This window comes from Luteibaculum oceani, from assembly GCF_007995015.1.
In the GTDB taxonomy this organism is placed as follows: Bacteria; Bacteroidota; Bacteroidia; order Flavobacteriales_D; family Luteibaculaceae; genus Luteibaculum; species Luteibaculum oceani.
On sequence record NZ_VORB01000001.1, the window covers coordinates 236,031 to 259,452 of the forward strand.

29 protein-coding genes are annotated in these 23,422 nt (G+C 39.9%); 21 read left to right on the forward strand and 8 right to left on the reverse strand.

What is annotated here, in order from left to right; all coding sequences use genetic code 11:
• Positions 1-89: 89 nt before the first annotated feature.
• On the forward strand, positions 90-4,889 hold the full coding sequence (locus tag FRX97_RS00985) for a T9SS type B sorting domain-containing protein (protein WP_147012457.1): 4,800 nt from the start codon (positions 90-92) through the stop codon (positions 4,887-4,889).
• Between the two features lie 3 nt (positions 4,890-4,892).
• Here FRX97_RS00985 and FRX97_RS00990 read toward each other — a convergent pair whose 3' ends face one another.
• Both FRX97_RS00990 and FRX97_RS00995 read right to left on the reverse strand, forming a co-directional pair.
• On the reverse strand, positions 4,893-5,753 hold the full coding sequence (locus FRX97_RS00990) for a TraB/GumN family protein (RefSeq protein WP_147012459.1): 861 nt from the start codon (positions 5,751-5,753) through the stop codon (positions 4,893-4,895).
• 1 nt (position 5,754) lies between these two features.
• Positions 5,755-7,563: a lanthionine synthetase LanC family protein gene (locus FRX97_RS00995; RefSeq protein ID WP_147012462.1), complete on the reverse strand. Its 1,809-nt coding sequence runs from the start codon at positions 7,561-7,563 to the stop codon at positions 5,755-5,757.
• Positions 7,564-7,786: 223 nt separating this feature from the next.
• Between FRX97_RS00995 and FRX97_RS12200 the strand changes: the two genes are divergently transcribed.
• The 17 genes from FRX97_RS12200 to FRX97_RS01040 all read left to right on the forward strand — a co-directional run bounded on the left by FRX97_RS12200 (position 7,787) and on the right by FRX97_RS01040 (position 12,338).
• Positions 7,787-7,957 carry a pinensin family lanthipeptide gene (locus tag FRX97_RS12200; RefSeq protein WP_170226963.1) on the forward strand — a complete coding sequence of 57 codons (171 nt, stop codon included), beginning with the start codon at positions 7,787-7,789 and terminating at the stop codon, positions 7,955-7,957.
• A gap of 40 nt (positions 7,958-7,997) precedes the next feature.
• On the forward strand, positions 7,998-8,177 hold the full coding sequence (locus FRX97_RS01000; protein ID WP_147012464.1) for a pinensin family lanthipeptide: 180 nt from the start codon (positions 7,998-8,000) through the stop codon (positions 8,175-8,177).
• A 13-nt stretch (positions 8,178-8,190) separates the two neighbouring features.
• The gene (locus tag FRX97_RS12205) at positions 8,191-8,364 is read left to right on the forward strand and encodes a pinensin family lanthipeptide (protein WP_170226964.1); all 174 of its coding nucleotides are present in this window, start codon (positions 8,191-8,193) and stop codon (positions 8,362-8,364) included.
• Positions 8,365-8,380: 16 nt separating this feature from the next.
• Positions 8,381-8,542: a pinensin family lanthipeptide gene (locus FRX97_RS12210; protein ID WP_170226965.1), complete on the forward strand. Its 162-nt coding sequence runs from the start codon at positions 8,381-8,383 to the stop codon at positions 8,540-8,542.
• Positions 8,543-8,605: 63 nt separating this feature from the next.
• Positions 8,606-8,773, forward strand: coding sequence for a pinensin family lanthipeptide (locus FRX97_RS12215; protein ID WP_170226966.1), 168 nt, complete (start codon positions 8,606-8,608; stop codon positions 8,771-8,773).
• A gap of 9 nt (positions 8,774-8,782) precedes the next feature.
• A complete protein-coding gene (locus FRX97_RS01005; protein WP_147012465.1) occupies positions 8,783-8,974 on the forward strand; it encodes a pinensin family lanthipeptide in 192 nt (63 codons plus the stop codon).
• Positions 8,971-9,186: a pinensin family lanthipeptide gene (locus tag FRX97_RS01010; RefSeq protein WP_147012467.1), complete on the forward strand. Its 216-nt coding sequence runs from the start codon at positions 8,971-8,973 to the stop codon at positions 9,184-9,186. Before FRX97_RS01005 ends, FRX97_RS01010 begins: the two co-directional genes overlap by 4 nt.
• A 24-nt stretch (positions 9,187-9,210) precedes the next feature.
• Entirely contained in the window at positions 9,211-9,381 is a 171-nt protein-coding gene (locus FRX97_RS12220) for a pinensin family lanthipeptide (RefSeq protein WP_170226967.1), read from the forward strand.
• A 6-nt stretch (positions 9,382-9,387) separates the two neighbouring features.
• Complete coding sequence (locus FRX97_RS12225) at positions 9,388-9,564, forward strand: pinensin family lanthipeptide (protein WP_170226968.1); 177 nt, start codon at positions 9,388-9,390, stop codon at positions 9,562-9,564.
• A gap of 11 nt (positions 9,565-9,575) precedes the next feature.
• Positions 9,576-9,797, forward strand: coding sequence for a pinensin family lanthipeptide (locus FRX97_RS01015; protein ID WP_147012469.1), 222 nt, complete (start codon positions 9,576-9,578; stop codon positions 9,795-9,797).
• A gap of 11 nt (positions 9,798-9,808) precedes the next feature.
• A complete protein-coding gene (locus tag FRX97_RS12230) occupies positions 9,809-9,985 on the forward strand; it encodes a pinensin family lanthipeptide (protein WP_170226969.1) in 177 nt (58 codons plus the stop codon).
• Positions 9,986-9,991: 6 nt separating this feature from the next.
• Entirely contained in the window at positions 9,992-10,195 is a 204-nt protein-coding gene (locus FRX97_RS01020) for a pinensin family lanthipeptide (protein ID WP_147012471.1), read from the forward strand.
• Between the two features lie 15 nt (positions 10,196-10,210).
• Complete coding sequence (locus FRX97_RS12235) at positions 10,211-10,381, forward strand: pinensin family lanthipeptide (protein ID WP_170226970.1); 171 nt, start codon at positions 10,211-10,213, stop codon at positions 10,379-10,381.
• Between the two features lies 1 nt (position 10,382).
• Positions 10,383-10,613 carry a pinensin family lanthipeptide gene (locus FRX97_RS01025; protein WP_147012473.1) on the forward strand — a complete coding sequence of 77 codons (231 nt, stop codon included), beginning with the start codon at positions 10,383-10,385 and terminating at the stop codon, positions 10,611-10,613.
• On the forward strand, positions 10,606-10,785 hold the full coding sequence (locus tag FRX97_RS01030) for a pinensin family lanthipeptide (RefSeq protein WP_147012475.1): 180 nt from the start codon (positions 10,606-10,608) through the stop codon (positions 10,783-10,785). Before FRX97_RS01025 ends, FRX97_RS01030 begins: the two co-directional genes overlap by 8 nt.
• Before the next feature lie 3 nt (positions 10,786-10,788).
• On the forward strand, positions 10,789-10,974 hold the full coding sequence (locus FRX97_RS01035) for a pinensin family lanthipeptide (protein ID WP_147012477.1): 186 nt from the start codon (positions 10,789-10,791) through the stop codon (positions 10,972-10,974).
• Positions 10,975-11,078: 104 nt separating this feature from the next.
• Positions 11,079-12,338, forward strand: a complete 1,260-nt coding sequence (locus FRX97_RS01040) for an NAD(P)/FAD-dependent oxidoreductase (protein WP_147012479.1) — start codon at positions 11,079-11,081, stop codon at positions 12,336-12,338.
• Here FRX97_RS01040 and FRX97_RS01045 read toward each other — a convergent pair.
• From FRX97_RS01045 to FRX97_RS01070, 6 genes are all read right to left on the reverse strand, one after another.
• The gene (locus tag FRX97_RS01045; protein ID WP_147012481.1) at positions 12,335-13,333 is read right to left on the reverse strand and encodes a thiopeptide-type bacteriocin biosynthesis protein; all 999 of its coding nucleotides are present in this window, start codon (positions 13,331-13,333) and stop codon (positions 12,335-12,337) included. The two genes, FRX97_RS01040 and FRX97_RS01045, sit on opposite strands and share 4 nt — an antisense overlap.
• Positions 13,326-16,073 carry a lantibiotic dehydratase gene (locus FRX97_RS01050; RefSeq protein WP_147012483.1) on the reverse strand — a complete coding sequence of 916 codons (2,748 nt, stop codon included), beginning with the start codon at positions 16,071-16,073 and terminating at the stop codon, positions 13,326-13,328. Before FRX97_RS01050 ends, FRX97_RS01045 begins: the two co-directional genes overlap by 8 nt.
• Before the next feature lie 5 nt (positions 16,074-16,078).
• On the reverse strand, positions 16,079-17,374 hold the full coding sequence (locus FRX97_RS01055; RefSeq protein ID WP_147012485.1) for an HlyD family secretion protein: 1,296 nt from the start codon (positions 17,372-17,374) through the stop codon (positions 16,079-16,081).
• Entirely contained in the window at positions 17,367-19,547 is a 2,181-nt protein-coding gene (locus FRX97_RS01060) for a peptidase domain-containing ABC transporter (protein ID WP_147012937.1), read from the reverse strand. Before FRX97_RS01060 ends, FRX97_RS01055 begins: the two co-directional genes overlap by 8 nt.
• Positions 19,548-19,974: 427 nt before the next feature.
• Positions 19,975-20,895, reverse strand: a complete 921-nt coding sequence (locus FRX97_RS01065) for a mechanosensitive ion channel family protein (protein ID WP_147012487.1) — start codon at positions 20,893-20,895, stop codon at positions 19,975-19,977.
• An 82-nt stretch (positions 20,896-20,977) separates the two neighbouring features.
• Complete coding sequence (locus FRX97_RS01070) at positions 20,978-21,352, reverse strand: DUF1801 domain-containing protein (RefSeq protein WP_147012489.1); 375 nt, start codon at positions 21,350-21,352, stop codon at positions 20,978-20,980.
• A 155-nt stretch (positions 21,353-21,507) separates the two neighbouring features.
• Between FRX97_RS01070 and trxA the strand changes: the two genes are divergently transcribed.
• The 3 genes from trxA to FRX97_RS01085 all read left to right on the forward strand — a co-directional run bounded on the left by trxA (position 21,508) and on the right by FRX97_RS01085 (position 23,316).
• Complete coding sequence (trxA, locus tag FRX97_RS01075; RefSeq protein WP_147012491.1) at positions 21,508-21,801, forward strand: thioredoxin; 294 nt, start codon at positions 21,508-21,510, stop codon at positions 21,799-21,801.
• A 9-nt stretch (positions 21,802-21,810) separates the two neighbouring features.
• Entirely contained in the window at positions 21,811-22,869 is a 1,059-nt protein-coding gene (locus FRX97_RS01080) for a CNNM domain-containing protein (RefSeq protein WP_147012493.1), read from the forward strand.
• Between the two features lie 72 nt (positions 22,870-22,941).
• A complete protein-coding gene (locus FRX97_RS01085; protein ID WP_147012495.1) occupies positions 22,942-23,316 on the forward strand; it encodes a DUF3127 domain-containing protein in 375 nt (124 codons plus the stop codon).
• Positions 23,317-23,422 lie beyond the last annotated feature (106 nt).

The window sequence follows — 23,422 nt, forward strand, 5'->3', positions numbered from 1 at the left end:
TTCAATAATGAACCAAGCAATTTAAGGGGTTTAAACAACTATTTTTCAGAAATTTCGACTGCCAAGTATAAACTGGCCCAGTTGCAATAATGTTTAAACCCCATTACTTTACCCTACTAATCTTTATCCTCTGTTATTCAGTTACTTATGGACAAACCCCATATCCTGGATGTCCAAATGTGAGCGGAATTCCAACCGATTCCACCCTATTGGCTGGTTTGGATACCGTTGTTACTGAATGTGGTGTAAAATGTGTAGATCTAGAGGCCAGCGTTTTAAAAACTGGAGCCACGAATACCTACAAGGTAGAATCGGTTCCCTACGCTCCCCCCTTTTCATTTAGTGGTGGAAATGCATTATTTGTAGGTAGCGACGATATTTTTAGTGGTTTAATCAACCTCCCATTCGATTTTTGTTTCTACGGAAACACCTTTAGCCAATTAGTGGTAGGTGCAAATGGCTGTATATCATTTAATGCTGGCTATGCAAACGGAAATTGTTGCTGGGCGCATGATGAAAATATCCCTTCAAACAACAATCCAACCTGTCCCATTGGCGTAAATACAGGAGGTGGTTTATATCGAAACTCCATTAATGGGGCTTTCCACGATTTAGATCCCAGTGTAGGAAATCCAGACATCAATTACTCCGTACTAGGATCCTACCCCTGCCGAACTTTTGTGGTAAACTTCAAAGATGTACCTCATTTCAGTTGTAATAATCTGCGCACCACCCAACAAATTGTACTGTACGAAACCACCAATGTTATTGAAGTCTATATAAAAGATAAACCAAGATGTTCTGGTTGGAACGGAGGTAGGGCAACCATAGGTATTCAAAATGGTGCAGGAAATCAGGGAATAGCCCCTCCCGGCAGAAATACAGGCTCTTGGGTGGCATCTAATGAAGGTTGGCGTTTTACTCCAAACGGAAACCCCAATTACGAAATAACCTGGACCGACCATTTTGGTCAGGTTATCGGTAACTCAGAAAAGATAAACTACTGCCAATCTGATGCCGGCCAAGTAGAAGAAAAGGTATATGTGGAAATCGATTACGAAATCTGTAATGGCGATGTAATCAATGTAAAAGATTCATTGGTTGTAATTTTCCGAGAACAGGTTAATGCAATTGCACAAACCAAACATATTCTTTGTGCAGATAGCTGTAATGGAGTTGCAAATATTTCAGCAAATGCCGGTACAGCTCCCTTCACTTTTTCCTGGAATAATGGATCTACAGCAGCATTCGATTCCTCGCTTTGTCAGGGAAATTACACCGTTACTGTTACCGATAAATACGGGTGCGAAGACGATATTAATTTCGATATCCAGGAGCCTGATCCCATAAGAATTGAATTTGAAAAGGAAGATGTCAGCTGCTTTGGTGGAACCGATGGAATGGCTACTTCTATTTTGTCGGGTGGAGTTGGAAATTATAACAGCACCTGGACTCCTGGTGGCTCTACCAACGACACCATTTTTGTAGGTGCGGGAACCTATGTTTTAACCGTAGGAGATGACCAGGGTTGTCTTATGAAGGATTCGGTGAAAATAGAACAACCCGAATTATTGGAAATTACCGTCGATGCATTTCTAGACCTGAGTTGTTTGGAAAACCAAGATGGTGAGATAAATGTATCGGCAACCGGAGGTACTCCCGGATACGAGTTTTCCATTAATAATCAGCCTTTCACCTCCAACGGTTCATTTACCGGATTAGATACTGGGTTGTACACAATAACAGTACGGGATGATAACGGTTGCGAAGCTTCGGTAAATCAGCAACTAAATGCCGACAGCGTTTCGGTTATCGCGCCTCCCGACACCTTACTTTGCCTGGGTAGTGAATTCACACTAACGGCAGATGGATATTTTACTGGAGTAACTTGGAATAACGAGGTTATAGATGGTTTCAAATTCACCGTAAACGACTCTGGAACATTTGAGTATATCGTAACGGCAGAAAATTTGGGAGGATGTTTGGCTTACGATACAACTATTATTCAAGTTGAACCTATCTACGATGCTACCATACAACCAGCTGGACCTTATTGTACCAATCAAAAGGACGACACCTTAGTAGTGGCACGAAAAGGAGGTATTTGGTCGGGTACTGGTGTTAACGCCGAAGGTATTTTTTCTCCCGGTTCCGTAAATCCGGGAAATTATTGGATAAAATATCGCTTTGATAAATTATGCCCTAGCGCCGATAGTATTGAAATTGCGGTTAATAGTGAATTTGATGCAGCCATTAACGACCCCGGTTACATCTGCGTATTAGACGATCCATTTAAACTCACCTCAGTAACACCAGGAGGAAATTGGTATGGACCAGGTATTGCAGATACCAATTTCTCCACCTTTGATCCTGGACTAGCTGGTGCTGGAAATCACAAAATCTACCACCTCATTGATAACGAATGTGGGGATTATGATAGTTTAATCATCACCGTAGCAGGAAGCATTCAGGGATCGGTTAATGCAACTCCTTCCTTTTGTCCAGAAGGCAATATGCAACAATTAACCGGTTCTCCCGGAGGAGGAAAATGGAAACCTATGAGCTATATCGATAGCGCAGGGAATTTCACCCCTACTGCAGTTGGCAGCGGAGCATATCCTGTATACTACATGGCTCCTGGAGCTTGTGTGCAGTACGATACAGGTTGGGTTACGGTAGTAGATACCTTAAAAGCCCTTGCCGATTGGGATAGTTTGCTCTGCAATGGTGGTTCTAATGGATCCTTAACAACAGTGGTTATAGGTGGTTCTGGCTCTGGACACACTTTCAACTGGAACCCCGGCGGTAGTTTACCCGGAACGAGAAATAACTTATCTGCTGGTTCTTACGGAGTTCAAGTATCTGATGACCTCGGTTGTAGTGCCAGCGTAACACACCAAGTTTTTGAACCCAATGCGATTTCCGAAACGCAAACGGCAAGCAGCTCCAATCCGAGCTGTGGTAATTACACTGATGGATGGATAGAGGTATTTCCAGCAGGAGGTATCCCCTTTAATTACGGCTATAACCTGAGTATTTCTCCAAGCACTGGAACCGTTTCGGGACATAGGGTTAACAACCTAGGCCCAGGCACTTACACTATTACTGTGACCGATAAAAACGGGTGCAACTATGCAACGCAGCCTATTACTTTAACTGCACCTCCAGCCATTGTCTTCAATGGAAATCAAATTCCGGAAAATTGCGACAAAAGCAATGGAAAGATTATCATTAGCAATATTAATGGAGGTACCCCTCCCTTTAATTTCCTTTGGGATCAATCTCCAGCACCAGATACTTCCTTATTAAATTCAACAGCTGGTTCTTACCTTTTCTCCATTGTCGACGCCCAAGGGTGCCAAGTGGATAGTACCTTTACTATTAAGAACATCCCTAGTCCCAGTATTTCCCTAAGCAAAACAGATATCTCTTGCTACAATGCAAAAGATGGCACGGCTACGGTTACAATAAATTCTGGTGTTGCCCCGCTAGACATCCTTTGGAGTATAGGTGCAACTTCAAACCAAATATCCAATCTAGATCAGGGAACGGTATCGGTAAACGTTAGCGACAGCGCAGGCTGCAATAGCAGTGCGAACATTTTTATAAATCAGCCGTCGGCGCTTATCCTCCAACCCATATTAGACACCACCATTTGCGATGGGCAAACACTAAGACTTAAACTGAACTCCGCCGGGGGTTTTGGAAATATTACCTACCAATTAAATGGAACCAATCTCCCCTCCGATTCTTTGATAATTAATTCTGCAGGATCATACACCCTAGGAGCCTTCGATGATAAGGGGTGTACTGCGGAAAACATCAGTTTCGTTTTAAACTACAGTCCTCCATTAACTACAACTGTTAGTGCTCCCGATTCAGTTTGTTTTGGAGAGGGTGTATTTGTTAATTCTACCGCAAGTGGTGGAAACGGTAACTATATTTACCAATGGTCTAATGGCGCTACGGGTGCTTCCACCCAATTTTTTCCAGATACCAGTCTAAATGGAGAAAGCATTACCCTGACTTTAACAGACAATTGCTCCACCCCTAAATCGGCAAGCAAAACTGTTTGGTTCTACAAAAAACCAGCTTTTAACCCAACCTTAAGTCCAATCAAAGGCTGTTCTCCATTATTAACCCAGTACAACATACCAAACAACACCTTTTCAGACATCCAGTGGATTGTAGGATCAGCAATACGATTATCAGGTAATACGAGTTTTAACCACATTATTTATAGTCCAGGGAATTATCCAGTTTCTGCCCATGTACAAAATTCGGCAGGCTGTCCATTTAGTTACAACCTAGACACCCTCGAAGTTTACCCCATACCAGATGCAGAAATTGTGGTCGACCCTACGCGTTTAACTACCACAAATAGCTTGGCAACTTTTACGCTAAACTACCTCAATACACCACTCAGCAATGTTATTTGGACTTTAAGTCGATATTACGGGGAAAAGGATACCGTTTTCGTTCGCTCTGCCTTGGACAAAATTTCTTATAAATTCCCACCAGATACTGGCGTTTATCGTATCTCTGCCGAACTATTCAGTAAATTTCAATGTACTTCGTTTGCAAGCCTAATATTTAAAGTTGAGCCAGAGCATCTGATTTATGTTCCAGAAGCATTTACGCCCAATGGAGACGGAGTAAACGAAACATTTTCTATTTCATCGGATTATATCAGAGAGGGCTCATTTTCCATCAAAATATTCAATAGATGGGGCGAGCTTATATTCTCCAGTAAAGACCCTAATTTTCAGTGGGATGGAAGCTATTTAGGAAATCCAGTTCCAATAGGAACCTATGTTTGGCATATTGAATTCTACTCCGAGTCACATAGAAATCAAACATTAACTGGCAAAGTCACTGTTATCCACTAAGCTTTACTTGATAATGGGGGTTAACGTATAACCCCTTTCTTTTAGAAGCGAAATAACACCCTGGTCTCCGCCCAAATGCGCGGCACCCACTGCGATAAAACACTTTTCTTTGGCGGCCATCTGGGGAATTTTCTCTACCCAGTCTTTATTTCTATTCCACAAAACAGCCTCTTTCTGGTAGTTATCATCACCTATTTGCTCCAAGGTTGTGGCCACTAAACGATGAATGTCTTCGGTTTTGTAGGCACTTAAAATAGCATCAAATTTCTTTTGTGCTTCTCCCTTATCCTTGACCAAATCCATAATTTGCGAAAGTTGCTTTTCTATGGGTATTTCATCAAAAATCTTAAGCTGCCCTTCTGCTTTCTCCAATCCAATGATTTCCATTTTTTGGCTTTGCGCAATTTCAACCAAATGTCTTTCGAAACTGGCCACATCACCCTCTATGTAGGTAGGAATAAGCATAGAGGTGAGAAAAAAGGGTTTAAGGTGATCAAAAGAACTTAACGGTGAGCCAATGTGGTCTTCCATATAATTGGACAAAAGCACAGCATCTTCATCACTTAGATAATTACTTAGTTTATCGTCGTTTTCAAGTTTTATATCCTTCATAAGCTCAACCTGGACCATAGGGTTATCCAGATCGAGTTCCATAACCATGATATCAGATTTCTGTATAGCCCTTTTCACTTTTGGCTTTATTGCAAAATCCTTTGCCGGTAGCATGTGCACCGTACCAAAAATGTATGATTTCTTAATTCCTTGGCCTTCAATCGACCATAATAAAGATGCCGCTGTAGATTGAGCAACTGCCCTGGTGCTAATGCCTACAAGAAGTAGGAGTAATAATCTGCTTAAACTCATGTTAGTTAGATTTATAGGAGACCATCCCGGCGTTGATCATTTCTTTTAATTGCCCTTCAAGTGCAATTTCCACTTCCTTGGCTTCGCCGCCTTCTATTTCGTACTCCTCAAAAATCTTTCCAAAAACCGTTGCTGGCAATTGGTAGCCATCATGCGCCAGATTGTCTAAAATGGCAGCTGCCAAGTCTGGAAGATCCATAAAGCGTATACCCTGACCTTCAGAAACTTGTAATTTCCCTTCTTCGTCTTTTACATAGAAACGAACATAGCTCGGCAGTTTAATTGAAATACCCTCGATACTATCTATAGGCTCTTTATTCTGTAGCAGCATGTGGGCATGATTCAAAGCAAAGGACTCTTGACAGGCGTCAAATGCTACCTTTTGATAATCATTTGCTTCTAAATTCCTTTCCAGATATTCTAGATTAAAGGTGTAAGCCTCTTGCAGTTTTGGTGCAGCATCGAGCTTGTATTTTTCCAACATTAAATTGAAGGCCTGAGAAGCGCTAAATTCCCTTATTAAATTAGAATTCAACATGGTTTCATTTTTTAAAACCGGACAAAGAATATCCTCAATTTGATCTGGGTATTGCGTTCTTAGAATTGCCCAAGCTATCCCCGTTTCTCCCATAAAAAGGCTCTGATCGGTTACCGTAGCCGGTACGCCATAGCCACATCTAAAATTCCCCCTCTGCTTTGCCTCTTTTATCTCACTTTCTAAAACGCTTACCGCCAATTCGCGGTATTTAGGCTCACCACTTTGCTGATACTGGGCAATAAAAATCATAGCATTTCCGGCGCCTCCATGGCACAAAATCTGCATTTCCCTTTCGCTGGGCTTTACATCTGTTTCAATGGTTTTATTCAGGGCAGCATCAATTTCTTCTTTTAAATAGGGGTAGTCTGATATTAAGCTGTAATTGTAGATTCGCTGAAGTCCAATACCTGCGGCACCGTGACACCAAGCATTCATATCCGCTCCAAGGGTAAAAAATTGTGTGTCCCCTTCTTTAAGTTTTCCTATGTTGCGCTCTACATCGCGGGGAAGCATGTATGATTTTCTCAGGTCCTGCCAATTCTGCCAGTCAGAAACAAAATGCTGACGCTCGTACTCCATCGCTGCTAGGGCCATTTTTTGATAAACGGGGTTCTTTGTTACTCGGAAGAGTTCAGAAAAAACAAATGCAAACCCAGCAGCACCATGCGATAGCCCACACAAACCGTTTATTATATCCCTACTTCGATCCCAATAAATTCCTTTTTTCGAAAAATAGGCTTTGTTAAATAGCTGAGGTAGTATTCTTTCAGTCAGTTCAATAAATTTCGAATTAGGATAAATTTCATAACACTTAAGTAGTCCCAAAACGATTCCGCAATTCCCGTTGATAAGATCATCTACCACCAATGAATCTGGAGATAATTTTTCCAAAGAAGGAAGCAATTCATCCACCAAGTCATCCGCTTGGTTTAAAAAGCCATTTTCCCTTCCTTTTAAAAGGGTATAGAGCGTTCCCACTCGTCCGGTATAAAATGCTGGTGAAAAATGATCATCGCTCCCCACTAAATGCTTAACCAAAGCCTTCATTGCGTCCGCGGCAAGGGTACCATACTGCTTTTGCCCCGTTACTTTTGCATATTCAAAAAGGAAATACGCAATTCCGCTCACCCCGTGATAAATACTCTCGTTATAACCCGGTTCAGTTTTCCCTTCTGGCCCCGATTGGAGGGTTTTCCAATAAAATCCATTTGATGTCGGTACAGCTAACTCCTTCAATTTTTGAGCGATGGAATCACAAGTTTCTTTCAGCATTACTTTTTCTTTTGGGAGCCCCAAAACTAAAGCAATCCAATTAAAAATACAGCCCTACTTTATCGATAAAACAACCCAATAATTCGATGAATGGGATTTCAAGAATAAAATTCAAAAAGGGGAAAATTGACCGGTGGTTTAAAGAAGATTTAGGAACAATTTTCGCTAAACTCGCTCGGCAAATTTCTTCCAATTAAACGGATAGTCATTTTAAATAAGTGAGATGAAAAAGAAGCTAAGTATAAAAGAAGTACAAATAAAATCCTTTGTTACTAGCTTGGATGAAAGCCAGCAGGAAATAGCAAAAGGCGGGAAGGAAATTAAACTCCCCACCATCCATTACCGGTGCTTTACCGGGTATTACCCGAGTGTAAATGCGCCCTGCACAGATTAATTCCCTCTAATAAGAAGTAACAAAATCAAAACCATAACCTATGAAAAAGAAGGTAACCTTAAAGGAGATCGAAGTAAAGAGCTTTGTAACTTCTATTGAGTCTTCTAAAGACAACATTAAAGGTGGAGGAAAAATCCCTACGCTAGATGGTTGTTTCACTGGAAACTATCCAACCTTTAATAATTGCACTGGTACCATCAGTATCCAAACGGGATCTTAATTGATTGTTGATTATGAAAAAGAAAGTAACACTAAAGGACATCGAGGTTAAAAGCTTTGTAACCTCCATAGAATCTTCTAAGGACAGCATAAAAGGGGGAGGGAAAATCCCTACAGTAGATGGCTGTTTAACAGGTAACTACCCTACCTTGGGAGATTGCACACGCACCATAAGTATTCAATGCTAACCCTAATAACAGAAAGATGAAAAAGAAACTTAATCTTAAGGACATCGAAGTTAAAAGCTTTGTAACCAAGCTTGACGCTACCAAAGAAGTAAAAGGTGGTGCAACAGGAAACTGCAAATTAATTTCGCTTTACCACTCTATGTGTAGAACTTGCGAGTTCCACTGTGACGATTGGTAATTAATTTTCACTTAATGAGTCAGGAAAGATTTTCTTTTCTGGCTTTTTTTATTCCATGTTCCCATGAAAAAGAAATTAAGTCTTGAGAAGATCAAAGTGGAAAGCTTTGTAACTCAAATTGAAAAAACAGACCACATCCAGGGAGGTAAAGCAACTGTTAAGCAATGTTCAATTGTTTTCTGCTCGGCTTATGATGCATGCATTACCGCAAGAGGATGCACCACAGTTTAATCCACCACTATGAAAAAGAAACTGAAATTAAATTCAATTAAGGTAGAAAGCTTTGTTACCGAGCTTAAAGACCAAGCTAGAGACGTTAAAGGCGGAGCTGGGAAACCAGAAATCCCAACCTTCGAGAGATGTTCTCAGGTTGACGCTTGCCTAACAGCTGCCTACACTTTTAGAACTGCTTGTGCCGTTTGTCAGCTATGAAAAAGAAACTGCAACTAAAAGATTTAAAAGTAAAAAGCTTTGTTACCGAACTAGGTAAAAAAGCAAGTCATCAGTTAAAAGGTCAGGGAGGAAAAGTCCCAACCGATATAACTGGTGCAAGTTGTGTAGAAGACTACATCTCTTGCAATGCATGGGAGTGTTTAGCTACCAAACCTGGCGATCAAATCGATTGCTCTAAAATTCTTAAGTAACTATTAACCAAAAACAAATAACCAATGAAAAAGAAGTTAAAGTTAAACCAAGTATCAGTGAAGTCCTTTGTAACTGAATTAGACAAGGACGCTAAAAAAGAAGTAAACGGTGGTGGAACTCGTGAAACCATGTACAGCTGTATGGCTTATGTTTCTTGTTACATCACTGATTGTATTGATATCCAAGCAAGCTAATTGGTTATGAAAAAGAAGCTGAAATTAAACGACGTGAAGGTTGCATCTTTTGTAACCGAATTAAATAGCGCAAGTAAGAATAACCTTAAAGGAGGAGGTCTTCCTTTTTCTAAGGACACTTGTGGAAGCTGCTTAGCTTACGTTTCATGTTACATTACTGATTGTATCGGAGATCCGATGTAATACTGGTTAAAATGAAAAAGAAGCTGAAAATTAACGACCTGAAGGTTAAGTCTTTTGTGACCAACCTTGAAGCGTCTAAAATGAAATCAATTAAAGGTCAAGGATCTGTTAGCGTAAACGACGAAACCATGTATAGCTGCTATGCATACGTTACATGTGATATCGTTTACTGTGCTACAAACGGAACCATTGGCCCAGGAAACGTAACCGATAATATTGCTATCGGCAATTAAAATCCATAATCATGAAAAAGAAACTAAAACTATCAGACGTAAAGGTTGCATCTTTTGTAACTGAGTTAGATAAAAAGAAAAGCGCTGACATCATGGGTCAGAGAGGAACTAAAGATTGTTTAGAAACAATGTTTAGCTGTCTTCACTATGTTTCTTGTGATCCAAGAGATTGCAACCAAGTAAGCTAGGTACCTATGAAAAAGAAGCTTAAACTAAACCAATTCAAAGTAAAAAGCTTCGTTACCGAATTAAATGATAACAGCTTTGTTAAAGGTGGAGGGAAGTTAGACGACCTTTTTACCAAACAAAGCTGTTACCATTACATGTCCTGCAATCAGTGGGAATGTTTGGCAACTCGCTATGGTAACGGAGAGCAAATTATTAATTGCAACGGTTAATTAAATCCCTTAACAATGAACAAGAAATTAAAACTATCTGAAGTTAAAGTTGCATCATTTGTAACCGAATTAAACGCAAAAGAAAGCAAGGAACTAAAAGGAAAAGGTAGCCGCGAAACTATGTTTAGCTGCCTGGACTACATTTCTTGCAATCCGCTAGACTGCGTTCCAATAGAAGCCAGATAAGATGAAAAAGAAGTTAGCACTTAAAGATTTCGAAGTGAAAAGTTTTGTAACCAACCTCAACCATACTAATGGTGTTAAGGGAGGTACAGGACGAACCATGGAGTGCAATACAACTAACACTACCGCAACCGAATTCAGTTGTTTGCAATACATCTCCTGCAATCCAGTTGCCTGTGTTCCTTCGGATATGAACTTGTGTAACATTCAAATAAACACAAACACCAATGGGTAAAAAACTAAAAATATCAGACCTTAAGATCAAGAGCTTTGTTACCGACGTTAACGAGGCAAATGTAAAAGGCGGTAAAGGCCCGAATCATACCGAATATAGCTGTTATCGCTACATGTCGTGCTTTGAATTCCAGTGCTTTACCAGAGATGATGGTAAATTCTGTAAAATCTAGAAAATGAAAAAGAAACTAAATCTAAAAAGTCTAGAAATTAAAAGCTTTGTTACTTCTCTAGACTCTAATAGCTCCAACGCCCTAAGAGGTGGAGCAAAAACTGTTCTTGGTATGAATTGTGGAACCGGGGCTAACTGTCCTATTTCTGGAATTCGCGAATGCATTCCTACTGAAGATTGCATTGGATAACCAAAAAATTCAGTACTAACCCTAGAAAACCTCATGCTAAATAGCATGGGGTTTTTTTATGTCCGTAATTAGCAATTTCCTAATACCTTTCCTAAAAATACCCATTGAACATCGACAGGAGAAAAAAGGTAATTATTGTTGGCGCTGGCTTTGCTGGAATTAATATTGCCAAAAAATTAGACCCCAAATTATTTGATGTTTTACTAATGGATAAAGTAAACCATCACCAATTTCAGCCGCTTTTCTATCAGGTGGCTACTTCCCAAATAGAGCCTTCAAGTATTTCTTTTCCCATTCGCTACCTCTTTCAAAAAAAGAAACATGTTCGAATTAGGATTGCTACGGTGCAATTTGTAGACACCAAAAACAATTTTATAAGAAGCGATATAGGAGATTTTGAATATGATATTCTGGTTCTCGCATTGGGCTGTAAAACAAACTTTTTTGGAAACCCGAATATTGAAAAGTATACTCTTAGCCTAAAATCCACCTATGAAGCAATAGGGATAAGAAACCATATTCTCCAAAATTTTGAGCGCATTATAAATTCTCAGAAGATAGTTCCCAAGGAACTAAAAAACCTGATAATAGTAGGTGCTGGACCAACAGGAGTTGAGATGGCCGGAGCCTTTGCAGAACTCCGAAATACCATCCTGCCCAAAGATTATCATAGAATCGATTTTTCTGATCTAAAGGTGATCCTAATAGAAGGAAGTGCCAATACTCTTAACAACATGAGCACCAATAGCAAAGAAAAGTCTAAGCAATATCTTGATAAACTTGGCGTAGAAATTTGGACCAATACCATAGTTAAAAACTATGATGGCAAGATCCTAGAAACAACAGACGGCAAGTTTATTGAAACCAACACTGTTATTTGGTCGGCAGGTGTAACTCCCAATTCGATAAAGGGCCTGCCGGAGCATGTTTTTAATCGGGGAAGAATAATCGTAGACCGACAAAACAAAGTCCTAGATTGTGAAAATATCTATGCCCTTGGTGATCTTGCATATATGGAAACTCCGAAATATCCCAAAGGGCACCCACAACTAGCCAATGTGGCAATTAATCAAGCCCTTCTACTTGCCGAAAATCTTAAAAAGAGACGGTTAGGAAAAAAACAAAAAGACTACGAGTACAAGGATCTTGGATCAATGGCTACAATTGGTAGAAACAAGGCTGTTGTAGATCTGCCGTTTTTCAGATTTAACGGTTTTTTCGCATGGATAATTTGGATGTTTTTACATCTCATGCTCATCCTAACGGTACGAAACAAACTCATAATCTTTATTAACTGGACTATTGCCTATTTCTCTAGAAATACCGCTTTGCGAATAATTCTAAAGGACCCATCCAAACCTTAACCAATTTGATCCAGAGTCTTTGATATCAAATGTGCCAAATACGCCTCGTCCTTATTCTGAACTCCTATTCGGTTATTGGTCATGTGGACAAAACTCGAATACAAAGCCCATAAAGCAGCCTCTTCGGTATCTACCTGAATGCCCTTTACGGTTCTTATCCAACCTGGATCTTGTAATTCGCCATTTTTCTGTGCAGTTTGGAGCTTTTCTTTGGTCTCCCTACTCAATGTGTACCACTGAATCATATATGGCTCCAAAATGTCTTCAAACTCCTCCTCGGAAGCATTCCATAGGGTATTAATAAAAGGAATCAATTGATCCTTTTGTAACGCGAATTGATCATCAAATGCCTTTACTATTCGATCGCGTTCCTTTTTCTGCTCATCTGTACTTAGCGCGTTCCAGTTTTCTGAGGCCCTTGGATACCAAGACAAAAACACAAAATGTAAAAACAACTGCGCCCGTTCTTTATCGAATCCTACCGCCCTCAAAAACAAAACATGTTGCTGGATGGAGCTGGTTAAACTATCGGTGTAGGACCAATCGATATCTTCCTCTATTATCGATAAGCAAGTTCTAGAGCAATTCATAAACTGATCCTCGCAAATTGGTAGTGTTGCGGGGCCACCATACCTTGCTGTTTCTGGTTCATAAGCAATCCACTGCAAGGAATTATTAGGGTACCAATCGGCACTTATTTTGGCCAAATCTTCGGGTTTCATCCCGTAGAAGGAGAAATCTGATGGGTTTTGTGTGCAGTAGGAGTAAAAGTCATTCTCTAATTTTTTAGATAGTCCCGAAAATCTATTATCCGAAACTTTAAATCTAAACCGAACATGAGGCCCCCTTTCCCAATATCGAATGAAAAAGTAAGGCTCTACACCCTCCTCGATATGGTTTTTTATCCAAGGAAATAGAAATTCCCGCATCATTGTTTCCCATGGCTCGCCATAATATAAATGTGCTGCTCTCCACTTCGCGTTATCCTTACTCATACCACTGCATCATTAATTCGGTTACAAATCTACCTTCTTTGGTGGCTATCATTTCACCGGCGTTGGGTTTCATTTCAGAAATGGCCAACTGTATAGGCACCTTACTCAATAACTTTTTAAACAAATTACAAACCATAGGTAGTTGCCTAAAGTCCAAATATTGCGGCTTATAAGCATCTCTACCGATTTCTTTTACTACCTCGTAATCTAGAGTTTCTAACTCCTGGTGATTGGTTATTTTAATAAACACTTCGTCGGGTAGCCGCAGCCTATTCTTCCAGTCTATAATGGCTTTGTAACATTCCGCTTCACCCCAGTGATTCGGTAATTCTGGAAGTTGATCTTTGGGGATTTTCCAAGATCGCCTATTCACACATACCGTGTCGTCTAACCAAACTTCTGGTTTCGGCTCCCCTTCTGGAATTGGATATACTTCAGAGAGCATTTCAAAAAGTGGATTTAGGCCTAGCATTTCGGCATCGGTAAATCGGGTTAAGAGTTGGTACAACTCCGATCTCCCTTTGTGCCCCTGAAAACCTAAATCGAACAAACTTACCTCCTTATTTCGTTGGGAGTGTACCAATTTCAAGCCGCCCTCTGAATTGGGTGCTACAAGTAAATCGGTTACAGATATTTGCTGTTTGGGTTCTAAGGTATTGTGCCCTCCCGGTGTATTTATCTCGTATGGCATTAACGGTGGATGCAGATTGGCGTTAAAGTAAGATGCGTCGGTATTTTCCACATAAATCTTATTGCCTTCACCACTGGTATTTGCCTGAATTAAAGCCTCGGTAAGCTCAGATGGGAAAAGGTGCAAAAATCGACTGAACATCTTTCCATAACCCGGAAACATGCTATTCACCACCCCTTTTATCTTCTTATCGTCGTGATAAGGCTGGATAAACATGGCCATTGAAAAGGTTTTATCCTTTACATCCGCCGTATTAAGCCCCTCCGTATTTATATTAATTTTCCCATGCTCTAATTCGCTATTTTGCTTGAGCCATTCTACCAAAGCTGCCTTTGCTTTTTCTCTCTTTTTCGCGGTTTTTTCTGCCTTGTATTTTAGTTCTGGCGGCTTGGCATCTTTGTTTTTCTTTCGCTCCTCCTTAAACTGCTCCATTGCCTTGTGCTCGGGAACTTTCACATCGCGATAATATTGCTCATAAAACTCTAGCAGTGAAACCGGACCTTCTCCGAATTTTTCCTCGAAAAATGCAGCCATTCGCTCTTGCTCCGGTTCAAATCCCTCAAAATTTCTTAAGGCATGGCAAAGCCTACGCACAGGAGCCACGAGTGCTTGTGCATCATCATTACCAAGAGTAACATCGGCATTAGCCTCTACATCTTCGTATAAGAATTGCTCCTGCCTAAAATGAAAATAGGTGGTACTGGTATGTTTAAAAGGGGGGGAATCTGATTCTTCTTCCTTATTATCTTCTTTTTCCTTCTTTTCTTGCTCGGCCTTAATTTTAGCTGCACGCTCATCAGCGTCCAAACGCTCGTCTTCCGGAAGCCCAGCCAACTCATGTAATTTTAGACAACGACCTTTGAATGCCTCAAAAGCTAACTTAAGCTCCTTGTATCGCTTCTCTGCTTGAATTTCACTAAAAGATTCCGCAAAAATTCGAGCTTCTATCAATGCTTCTTTAGCAATATCTACAGCGGGTGTTTCAATATTCAACCCAGATAACCAAGTCACCAATTTTTTATCCCAGAACGGGTCTATTCCACTAATTCCAAAATCCCACTCTAATAAACCGTAAGAAAATAGGCTTTGGATAAAACCTCTTAGCTCATCAGGGCCAGCATCTACGTACTCACCCTCTACAAGCTTAGCTATGGCATCACCCAAGGCTAATCCGTCAGGATATTCCTTACCAAAAAAGTCTGTAAACAATTCAATTAATGGGTTCTCCTCAATACGCTGAAAAGCTTCCACATTGTTGTTATTGGTTAGGTATAAAATCTGTCCATTGGTATACGTAACCGTTGGATTTAACCTAACATTTACACGGTCTGCTATCTCTGGTATCTCGACTAAAACAGATTTAAAAAAGCTGAGTAGATGATTGTTGAGCGTGGAATTTCCTTTTCCCATCCCATTTTTTTCCGCTATAAACCCTTCTCCATCCACTTTTCCCATTGCCAGCTGGGTGAAAAAACTAAATGGAGAAGTTTTGGCGCTAGTACGCGTAAGGTATTTAAGGATGCTCTCCTCGGCTTTTAATTCCTTTTTTCTAAACGAGTCGGCTGGTCGTTTTACAATGCGCTCCAGGTTCGCAAGTAGAATATGACTGGATAGTGAAATTCCCAATTTCAGTGGCTCAGATGCAACAGCTTTTTTTACACCTTCTCTTGCCTGTGCCATTTCGCCTGGAAAACTGCTTACATACGCTTCTTCAGCCTTTATCAATTTCTCTTGCGTGGCAATGTACTGTCTGATTTTTCCTGCGGTTTTGTCGGAAATATGATCTATAGCGACAGGTAGCCCAATGTTTCTACCATTAAAAACACTGCGTTTTACATTGAGCAATTCTTTCTGCAATTCCTCTTGTTCCAATGTTCCAATTTCTTCAAAAAGATCATCGGATATCTCCTTACCCAACTTCTCAATTTCCTGACTTAAAGCAGATAAATTTTCCGCTTTGGCATAGGCCTCGGGACGAGAAAGTTGTTCTAGTATTTCTATGGGTTCCCCACCAATTCTGGTAAGAAAATAAGGGAAAATGGTTGACATGGTAATTAGTTTTTTACTACCGATCGTAGCTCGTTAAAGATTCGATCGAAAAGGCTCAATTCTTTGGTTAAAATTTCTCCGGTTCCCAGCATTTCTTGTCGGAATGCCAGCTCCACATTATAGGTAGTCTTTAGCCCCTCTGGTAGGGCAATTAAAAGTCGGTATACATTGTTGTTTGGAAGTGCGGTAATTTGTTCCACCCTACCAATTAACATCCCGTATTCTTTGTAAGGATAACTCTGTAGTTTAATATTAACTTTCTGCCCTACCTGAATTTTTCCAGCTCCTACTAGCGGTACTTCGGCCCAAACCTGGATGTTTTTATTCTGGGAAATGATGGCAAAAACCTGTTCTCCAGCGGCGACTAAATCATTATCACTAAAAAACCTGTAGTAGGATAGCAGTCCATCGTTGGGCGCAACAAGTGCATAATTGTAAAACCACTCATTTATAGCTACCTCCAAATAGGAAAGCGATTGGTATAGATTAGATCTAATTGCGAGTAGTTGCTCACCTAAATTCTGTTCAAAATCCAAGAGCAATTTGTTGTACTCCTCGGTTTGAATTTGATTATTAATAAGGGTGAGATCCAAATCATCGACCTGACGTTGCTTACCCAGATAAATTGCAGATTTATTTTCAAACTCTGATTGAGAAATCACCCCCTGCTCAAACAGTTTCTGATTTCGTTCGAAATCTTGAGCAGCCAAATTTAGCTCCTTGATTATAGCTCTTTTCTGCCTGTTTAATTTGTCGTTTAACGCTTTCAGTGACTTTAATTGTGCCTGAATATTTTCAATTTTTCTATCGGTGTACTTATCTCTGATCTTATAAACCGCCTCTCTGTAATCCTCGGCAAAGCGCAAATAAGCAGATTGAGCCGAACCTAAAAGTAACTGGGGCAATAAAGGATTTATGAGCGAGTCCACCGAAGTATTTCGGATAGAATCGGCAATAAAGCGCGCTTTTAAAATATCTTCCGTTATGGCCGGATTTTCAATAACCGCAAGCACTTGGCCCTTGCTTACTTTAACGTTATTATTAACCCTAATTTTTATTCTCCCGCCACTTTTGGCAACAATTTTTGCCGCTGGTGTTGTGCTTTGTACCACCACTTTGGCTGGAATAATTTCGGGATAGCGAATAAAGTAGGACCCTACCAACATTAAAATAATGGTGGCCGCAATAATCGTACTTCCCCAGCGCACCAAAACGTGAGGAACATAACTGAGAATTTCGTGCACCTGTTCGCTGTGCAACTCCTCGTTAATCTCCGGTATATTTTGCTGATTATCAGGCATCTAATTCCAATTGATTTTTAACTAGGTTAAAGTAATAACCCTGTTTTGCGACTAATTCTTTATGGGTACCGATTTCCATAATCTTGCCCTTATCCATAACAACAATCTGATCGGCATTTTTAACGGTACTTAATCGGTGTGCAACCACTATAGCCGTTTTCCCTTTAAAGAATTCATCGAGCTTTTGCATAATTACACGCTCATTCTTTGCATCCAGGGCATTTGTGGCCTCATCGAAATAAATGAACTGAGGATTTTTATAGGCTGCTCTGGCAATTAATATTCTTTGCTTTTGCCCTTGACTTAAACCAACTCCTTCTTGTCCAACCTTTGTATTATAACCAAGCGGCAACTGCTCTATAACATCGCGTATATTGGCAATTTCACTCGCTTCCTTCACGCGATTAAAGTCCATGAGTTCGTCGCTAATAGCTATGTTGTGAGCAATGGTATCAGAAAAAATAAATCCATCCTGCATTACCACCCCACAATTACGTCTCCACTCAGCGTTATCAATATTATCAAGGCGGGCATCTCCTACCCAAACCTCACCCTGCTCAACAGGGTAAAATTTCAAAAGCAGTTTTAAAAGGGTCGTTTTCCCACTTCCACTCATCCCCACTATTGCTGTTGTTTTTCCAGCTGGAATAGTGAGCGAAATATCCTCTAAAACCCAGGGTGAATTCCTTCCGCCATATCTGAAGAACACCCGATCTAGACGAATATCTGCAGATCTATCCACATGCATTAGCTGATCTCCTGAAGGTCTGGTTTCTTCCTCTAAATCATGGATTTCACCCATACGCTCCAAACTAATTTTTGCGTCTTGCGCACTTTGGATAAAGCCGATGAATTGGTTTATAGGCCCATCCAACTGCCCTAAAATATAGGTGATGGCCAACATCATACCCAGCGTTAGTTCTCCTTCTAGAACAAGCTTTGCTGCAATAAATGTGATGAGTATATTCTTTAACTCATTGATAAAGGAAGCCCCCGCAGTTTGATACTGGTTAAGGGATAAACTCTTTACAGAAAGCTTAAATAATAATGCTTGGATATGCTCCCACTCCCAACGCTTTTGCTTTTCGCAATTGTTCAGTTTAATCTCTGGCATCCCAACAATAAGCTGATACAGGGAGTTTTGATTATTACTCAACTCGGCAAAGCGCTTATTATCTAGTTCTCGGCGTTTTTTCATGAAGAGAACCACCCAAATCACGTAAAGACTGGTGCCAGCCAAAAACAATCCAAAAATGGTACTGCTATAAATGAGTAACACCACCCCAAAAACAATAAAATTTAAAAAAGAGAAGAGGATGGTTAAACTGTTACCCGTTAAAAAGGCAGAGATTCTTTGATGGTCTCCAATGCGTTGCATGATGTCCCCAATCATTTTCTGATTGAAAAATGAAATGGGCAGTTTCATCAATTTAATAAGAAAATCGGAAAGGATGTTGATGTTAATTCGGGTACCGAGATGCAGTAATATCCAACTGCGAATTACCTCAACCGATGTCCTACTGATAAACAACATCATTTGGGCAGCCAAAACCGTGTATATAAATCCTAGATTTTGATTAGCGATTCCTTGATCTACTAAAGCCTGTGTAAGGAAAGGGAAAATTAATTGTAGTAAAGAACCGACCAATAATCCAAGAAATACCTGGATGACAAACTTTTTGTATTGCCAGAGGTAGCCCAACAGAAAACCAAAGCCTTTGTAGCTAACCTTATCGTCTTCCTCTTCATAAAATGCCGGTGAAGGCTCCATAAGAAGGACAATTCCCTCCTCGTTGGCATTGGCCTTCCACCCTCTTAAAAATTCCTCTTTAGTAAACTTAATAATCCCTTTGTCTGGATCGGCCACATGTACCTTCCCCTTGCGGTAGTCGTACACTACAATAAAGTGGTTTTGCTGCCAATGGGCAATTAGCGGCATAGGGGCCTCTTCCACCATTTTATCAAAGGGAATTTTGGCAGATAGGGTTCTAAATCCAAGGGATTCGGCGGCATCGGAAATTCCTAACAAGGAGACACCATCTCTTCCGATTGAAGATCGCTCTCTAAGTTTTTGAAGGGAAAAACGCTTCCCATAATATTTGGCAATCATCCGAATACAAGTTGGACCACAATCCATGGTGTCCAATTGCTTGTAGTGGGGAAATGATTTTATTCGCATTGGAAAAATTTGGAGCCGGAAGTTAGCCAAAATCACCCTCAATTTCCGCTTGCATAAATGGGATATTTTACTCTAACACCCCCTATAGTAAAGCATTTGCATGCTATATCGGAATCCTAAATCAAGATCATTACTCCACTTTTATTTCCTTTTAGATTTGGCGAAATCCACGGAAGGCAAACCTATGAACCCAATTGAAAAAAAACCAGGGGGAAATTATTGGGTGAACACGAAACTTTTCAAACATAATTCCCTGACTAAGAATTGATTAGCACCGAATCTCCTGGGGCACATTACACAATTCAATTCTCTTTTTGGGAGAATGATATTTGAACGCCATTATGAAAATGAAAGTAAAAAAGCCCTTTTAAAGCCATAAAAGCTTGGAACTTTTCCTTTCAAAAAACCAAAGTGAAATACTTTAATCCTTCTCCTTTGAAAGTACCCGAACCGACATTTGAGAAAGGTCTGCACCTCCTTTAATCCCAAAATCCAAGGTTCTGATTGGAAAAGGAATGGTAATCTCATTTTTATCGAAAGCTTTCTTAACTGCCTTAATTGCTTTATTTCTCATTTCAAGAAAACCAGGGTGGTCGGGATATTCAATCCAAAATTTAATTTCAAAATCCACCGACGAACTCCCGAAACCAGTATAAGTAAATATCATATCCTCATGACGAATTACTCCGTCAAGATTTTTTATCGTATCTATCACAAGTTCTTCAACCTTTTCTAAGTCATCTCCGTACGAAACCCCCACGGCTAAATCAATTCTATACTGTCCAAGAATGGAGTAATTGGTAATAGGATTTTGTAAGACATCTTTATTTGGAATGTATACCTCTTGACCTTGAAATGTTGTAATTACGGTGACTCTTAAATTGGTTCTTGACACCGTACCCATAACGCCTCCAATTTCCACTATTTGGTCCACCTGAAAAGGCCTTCTAAAAGCTAAAATAATTCCGGAAATAAAATTGGCAGCTATATCTTGAAAGGCAAAACTTAAGGCCAAACCAATTACTCCTACCCCTGCTAGTAACGAAGTAACTGTTTTCTCAAGCTTAAGAATTTCGAGAACTACAAAAAATCCCAACCCTAAAACAGAGTAATAAGCAATGGTGGTAAATAGGTTTTGTAAAACTTTGTTGTCGGAATATTTACCCATGGCTTTACCCAGAATCCTTTTAACAGCCCGAGCAACCAACCAAAAAAACAAGTAACAGACCGCCCCTGCTAATAAGTTAGGAAGCATAGTAATGGCTTCAGTTATCCAGCCCTGTAACTTTTCACCTACCTTTTGTAGAGGCTGGGTAATTTGACTTGCGATAGAAAATTCCATGGCAGAAATCTAAACAATTGTAATGGAACCCCAAACTTTGCATAGGGCAGAATTTGATATCAAAACGCTAGAAAATGGAGTCTTATAATGGAAAGCCTTTATTCAAGGAGTTATCGATAAAAATTGCAGTTTGCACCAATTCAGCAATGAGCGGCTGGGTAAGCTCACTAGTTGTTCTAAGAATAATTCCACCAACCTGAGACCGTTTCCCAAAATTCAACTTTTCTTGTAAACCATTCATTAAATAGGCATTCGGAAATGCCAACTCCACTCCTCCGTCGGCCTGTGGATTAATATAACAAAGCCAATGTTTCCTTCGGTAAAATGGCACCCCTAAATGTATGCTTGCAGAAATTCCAGGTAACCGAATGAGATAATTATGAAGTTTTCCAATTAATTCTGCATCCCCCTTTGCGTGATGGTCAATGAAACTTGCAATTCTCTCGTCTATTTTCATTTAGATATATGACAATTTCGCAATTAACAAGAGGGAATTGAACTCCAAATAAACTCTGTTCATCGATAAAAATCAATGATTAAGACCTATATCAGGTTAGTTCGTTAAATAAATCTTGAAATCAATAACAAAATCAGGGGTTTCAATACCTTAGCATCATGAGTAAATTTCAAGAGTTAATAAAAGGAGAAACTCCTGTATTAGTTGACTTTTACGCCGATTGGTGTGGACCTTGTAAAACACTAGCTCCAATATTAGATACGCTTAAAACCGATCTTGGAAATAAAATAAAAATCTTAAAAATTAATGTGGATAAAAACCCAAAAGCTGCCGCGGCATATAACGTAAGAGGGGTGCCAACACTAATTTTTTACCACAGAGGTGAAATAAAATGGCGAAAAAGTGGCGTTATTCCACTTCCAGAATTAAAAAAAATGGTTTCCATTTAAATTACACCTATGCTATTACTCGTTCTTTATCTACTTCTTGCCGTGGTAGTTTCCTTTCTCTGCTCCATTATGGAAGCGGTGCTATTAAGTACTCCATCCTCTCACATTCTAATAGCTCTAGAAAGTGAAACCCCCAAACCATGGGCACTTAAATTTAACCGGTTTAAGGATGATATAGACAGACCACTATCTGCGATTTTATCACTAAATACCGTGGCCCACACCATTGGTGCAGCTGGCGTGGGAGCCCAGGCCGTTGCAGTTTTTGGCGAAGCTTATTTCGGAGTGATCTCGGCCATTCTAACCATTATTATTCTGCTATTCACGGAAATCATTCCCAAAACGCTGGGGGCAATTTATTGGAAATCGCTTGGGAAAATTGCCGTAATGCTAATCCAATTTACCATTTGGATTACCTATCCTTTAGTTCTTGTTTCATCGGTTATCACAAAAATCCTATCGGGTGGCAAAAAGGAACAAACCACAAGCCGAGAAGAAATTTCTGTGCTTACTTCCATTGCCGCCAAGGAAGGAATTTTTAATCCTGAAGAACATAAAATTTTACAAAGTGTACTTAGACTTAAATCAGTTGTAGTTGGTGAAATTATGACACCACGAACCGTAGTTTCTTGTGCAAATGCATTCACCACCGTTATAGAGTTTGCTAAAAATAAAGAGCACTATAATTTTTCAAGAATACCGGTTTTCGAAAAGGTAAAAGACAACATAGTAGGGTACGTAGTAAAGCAAAGAATTTACGAAACCATTGCTGATGAAAAGCCACAAGTAGAGCTTCAGGATATTAAGCGCGACATTGCCATTGTAACAGAAGAAACTCCCGTTTTTGAATTGTGGAATATCCTTCTGAAAAGAAAAGAACACATCGCCTTGATTGTGGACGAATATGGCGGTTGGAGTGGAATTGCTACTATGGAAGACATCATTGAAACCATACTAGGGTTTGAAATAATTGATGAGCGAGATAAAATTACCAACATGCGCGCATACGCAAAACAACGTTGGGAAGCCCGTAAACAAATGAACGAGCAACGAGAGAAGTTTGGGTAATCAACCATTGTGAATTAATAAAATTGATTGCCCCACTAAGATTGGCTAAAATTGCACTTTTAGTATTTACACATGGAAATTAGCGGAAAAGTAGTAGAGCTACTAGACGAAAAAAGAGGTAGTGGTAGAAACGGAGAATGGAGAAAGTTAGACTTCATTCTAGAAACCCAGGATCAATACCCTAAAAAGGTATGTATATCTGTATGGGGTGATAAGATAGATCAATACGCCCTTAATGTTGGTGACCAAATCAACGCTGGAATTAATCTTGAAAGTAGAGAATTTAACGGCAGATGGTACACAGACGTACGTGCTTGGAAGGTAGATAAAATGGGTGCTGGAGATACTGGTTCTCAGGGTGAAAGCCAAATTCCAACTCCTCCAATGGAAGCCCCTGCAGCTGGAATGCCACAGGAAGATAACGATGCTAACGACCTTCCATTCTAATATCAGACTTGGTTTTTTAAACTAAATAGCATAGATTGAGTAGGATAAAATTTACTTAACCTACCCAATCATGAAAAATTCTACTAAGTTATTTCTGGGGGTGTTA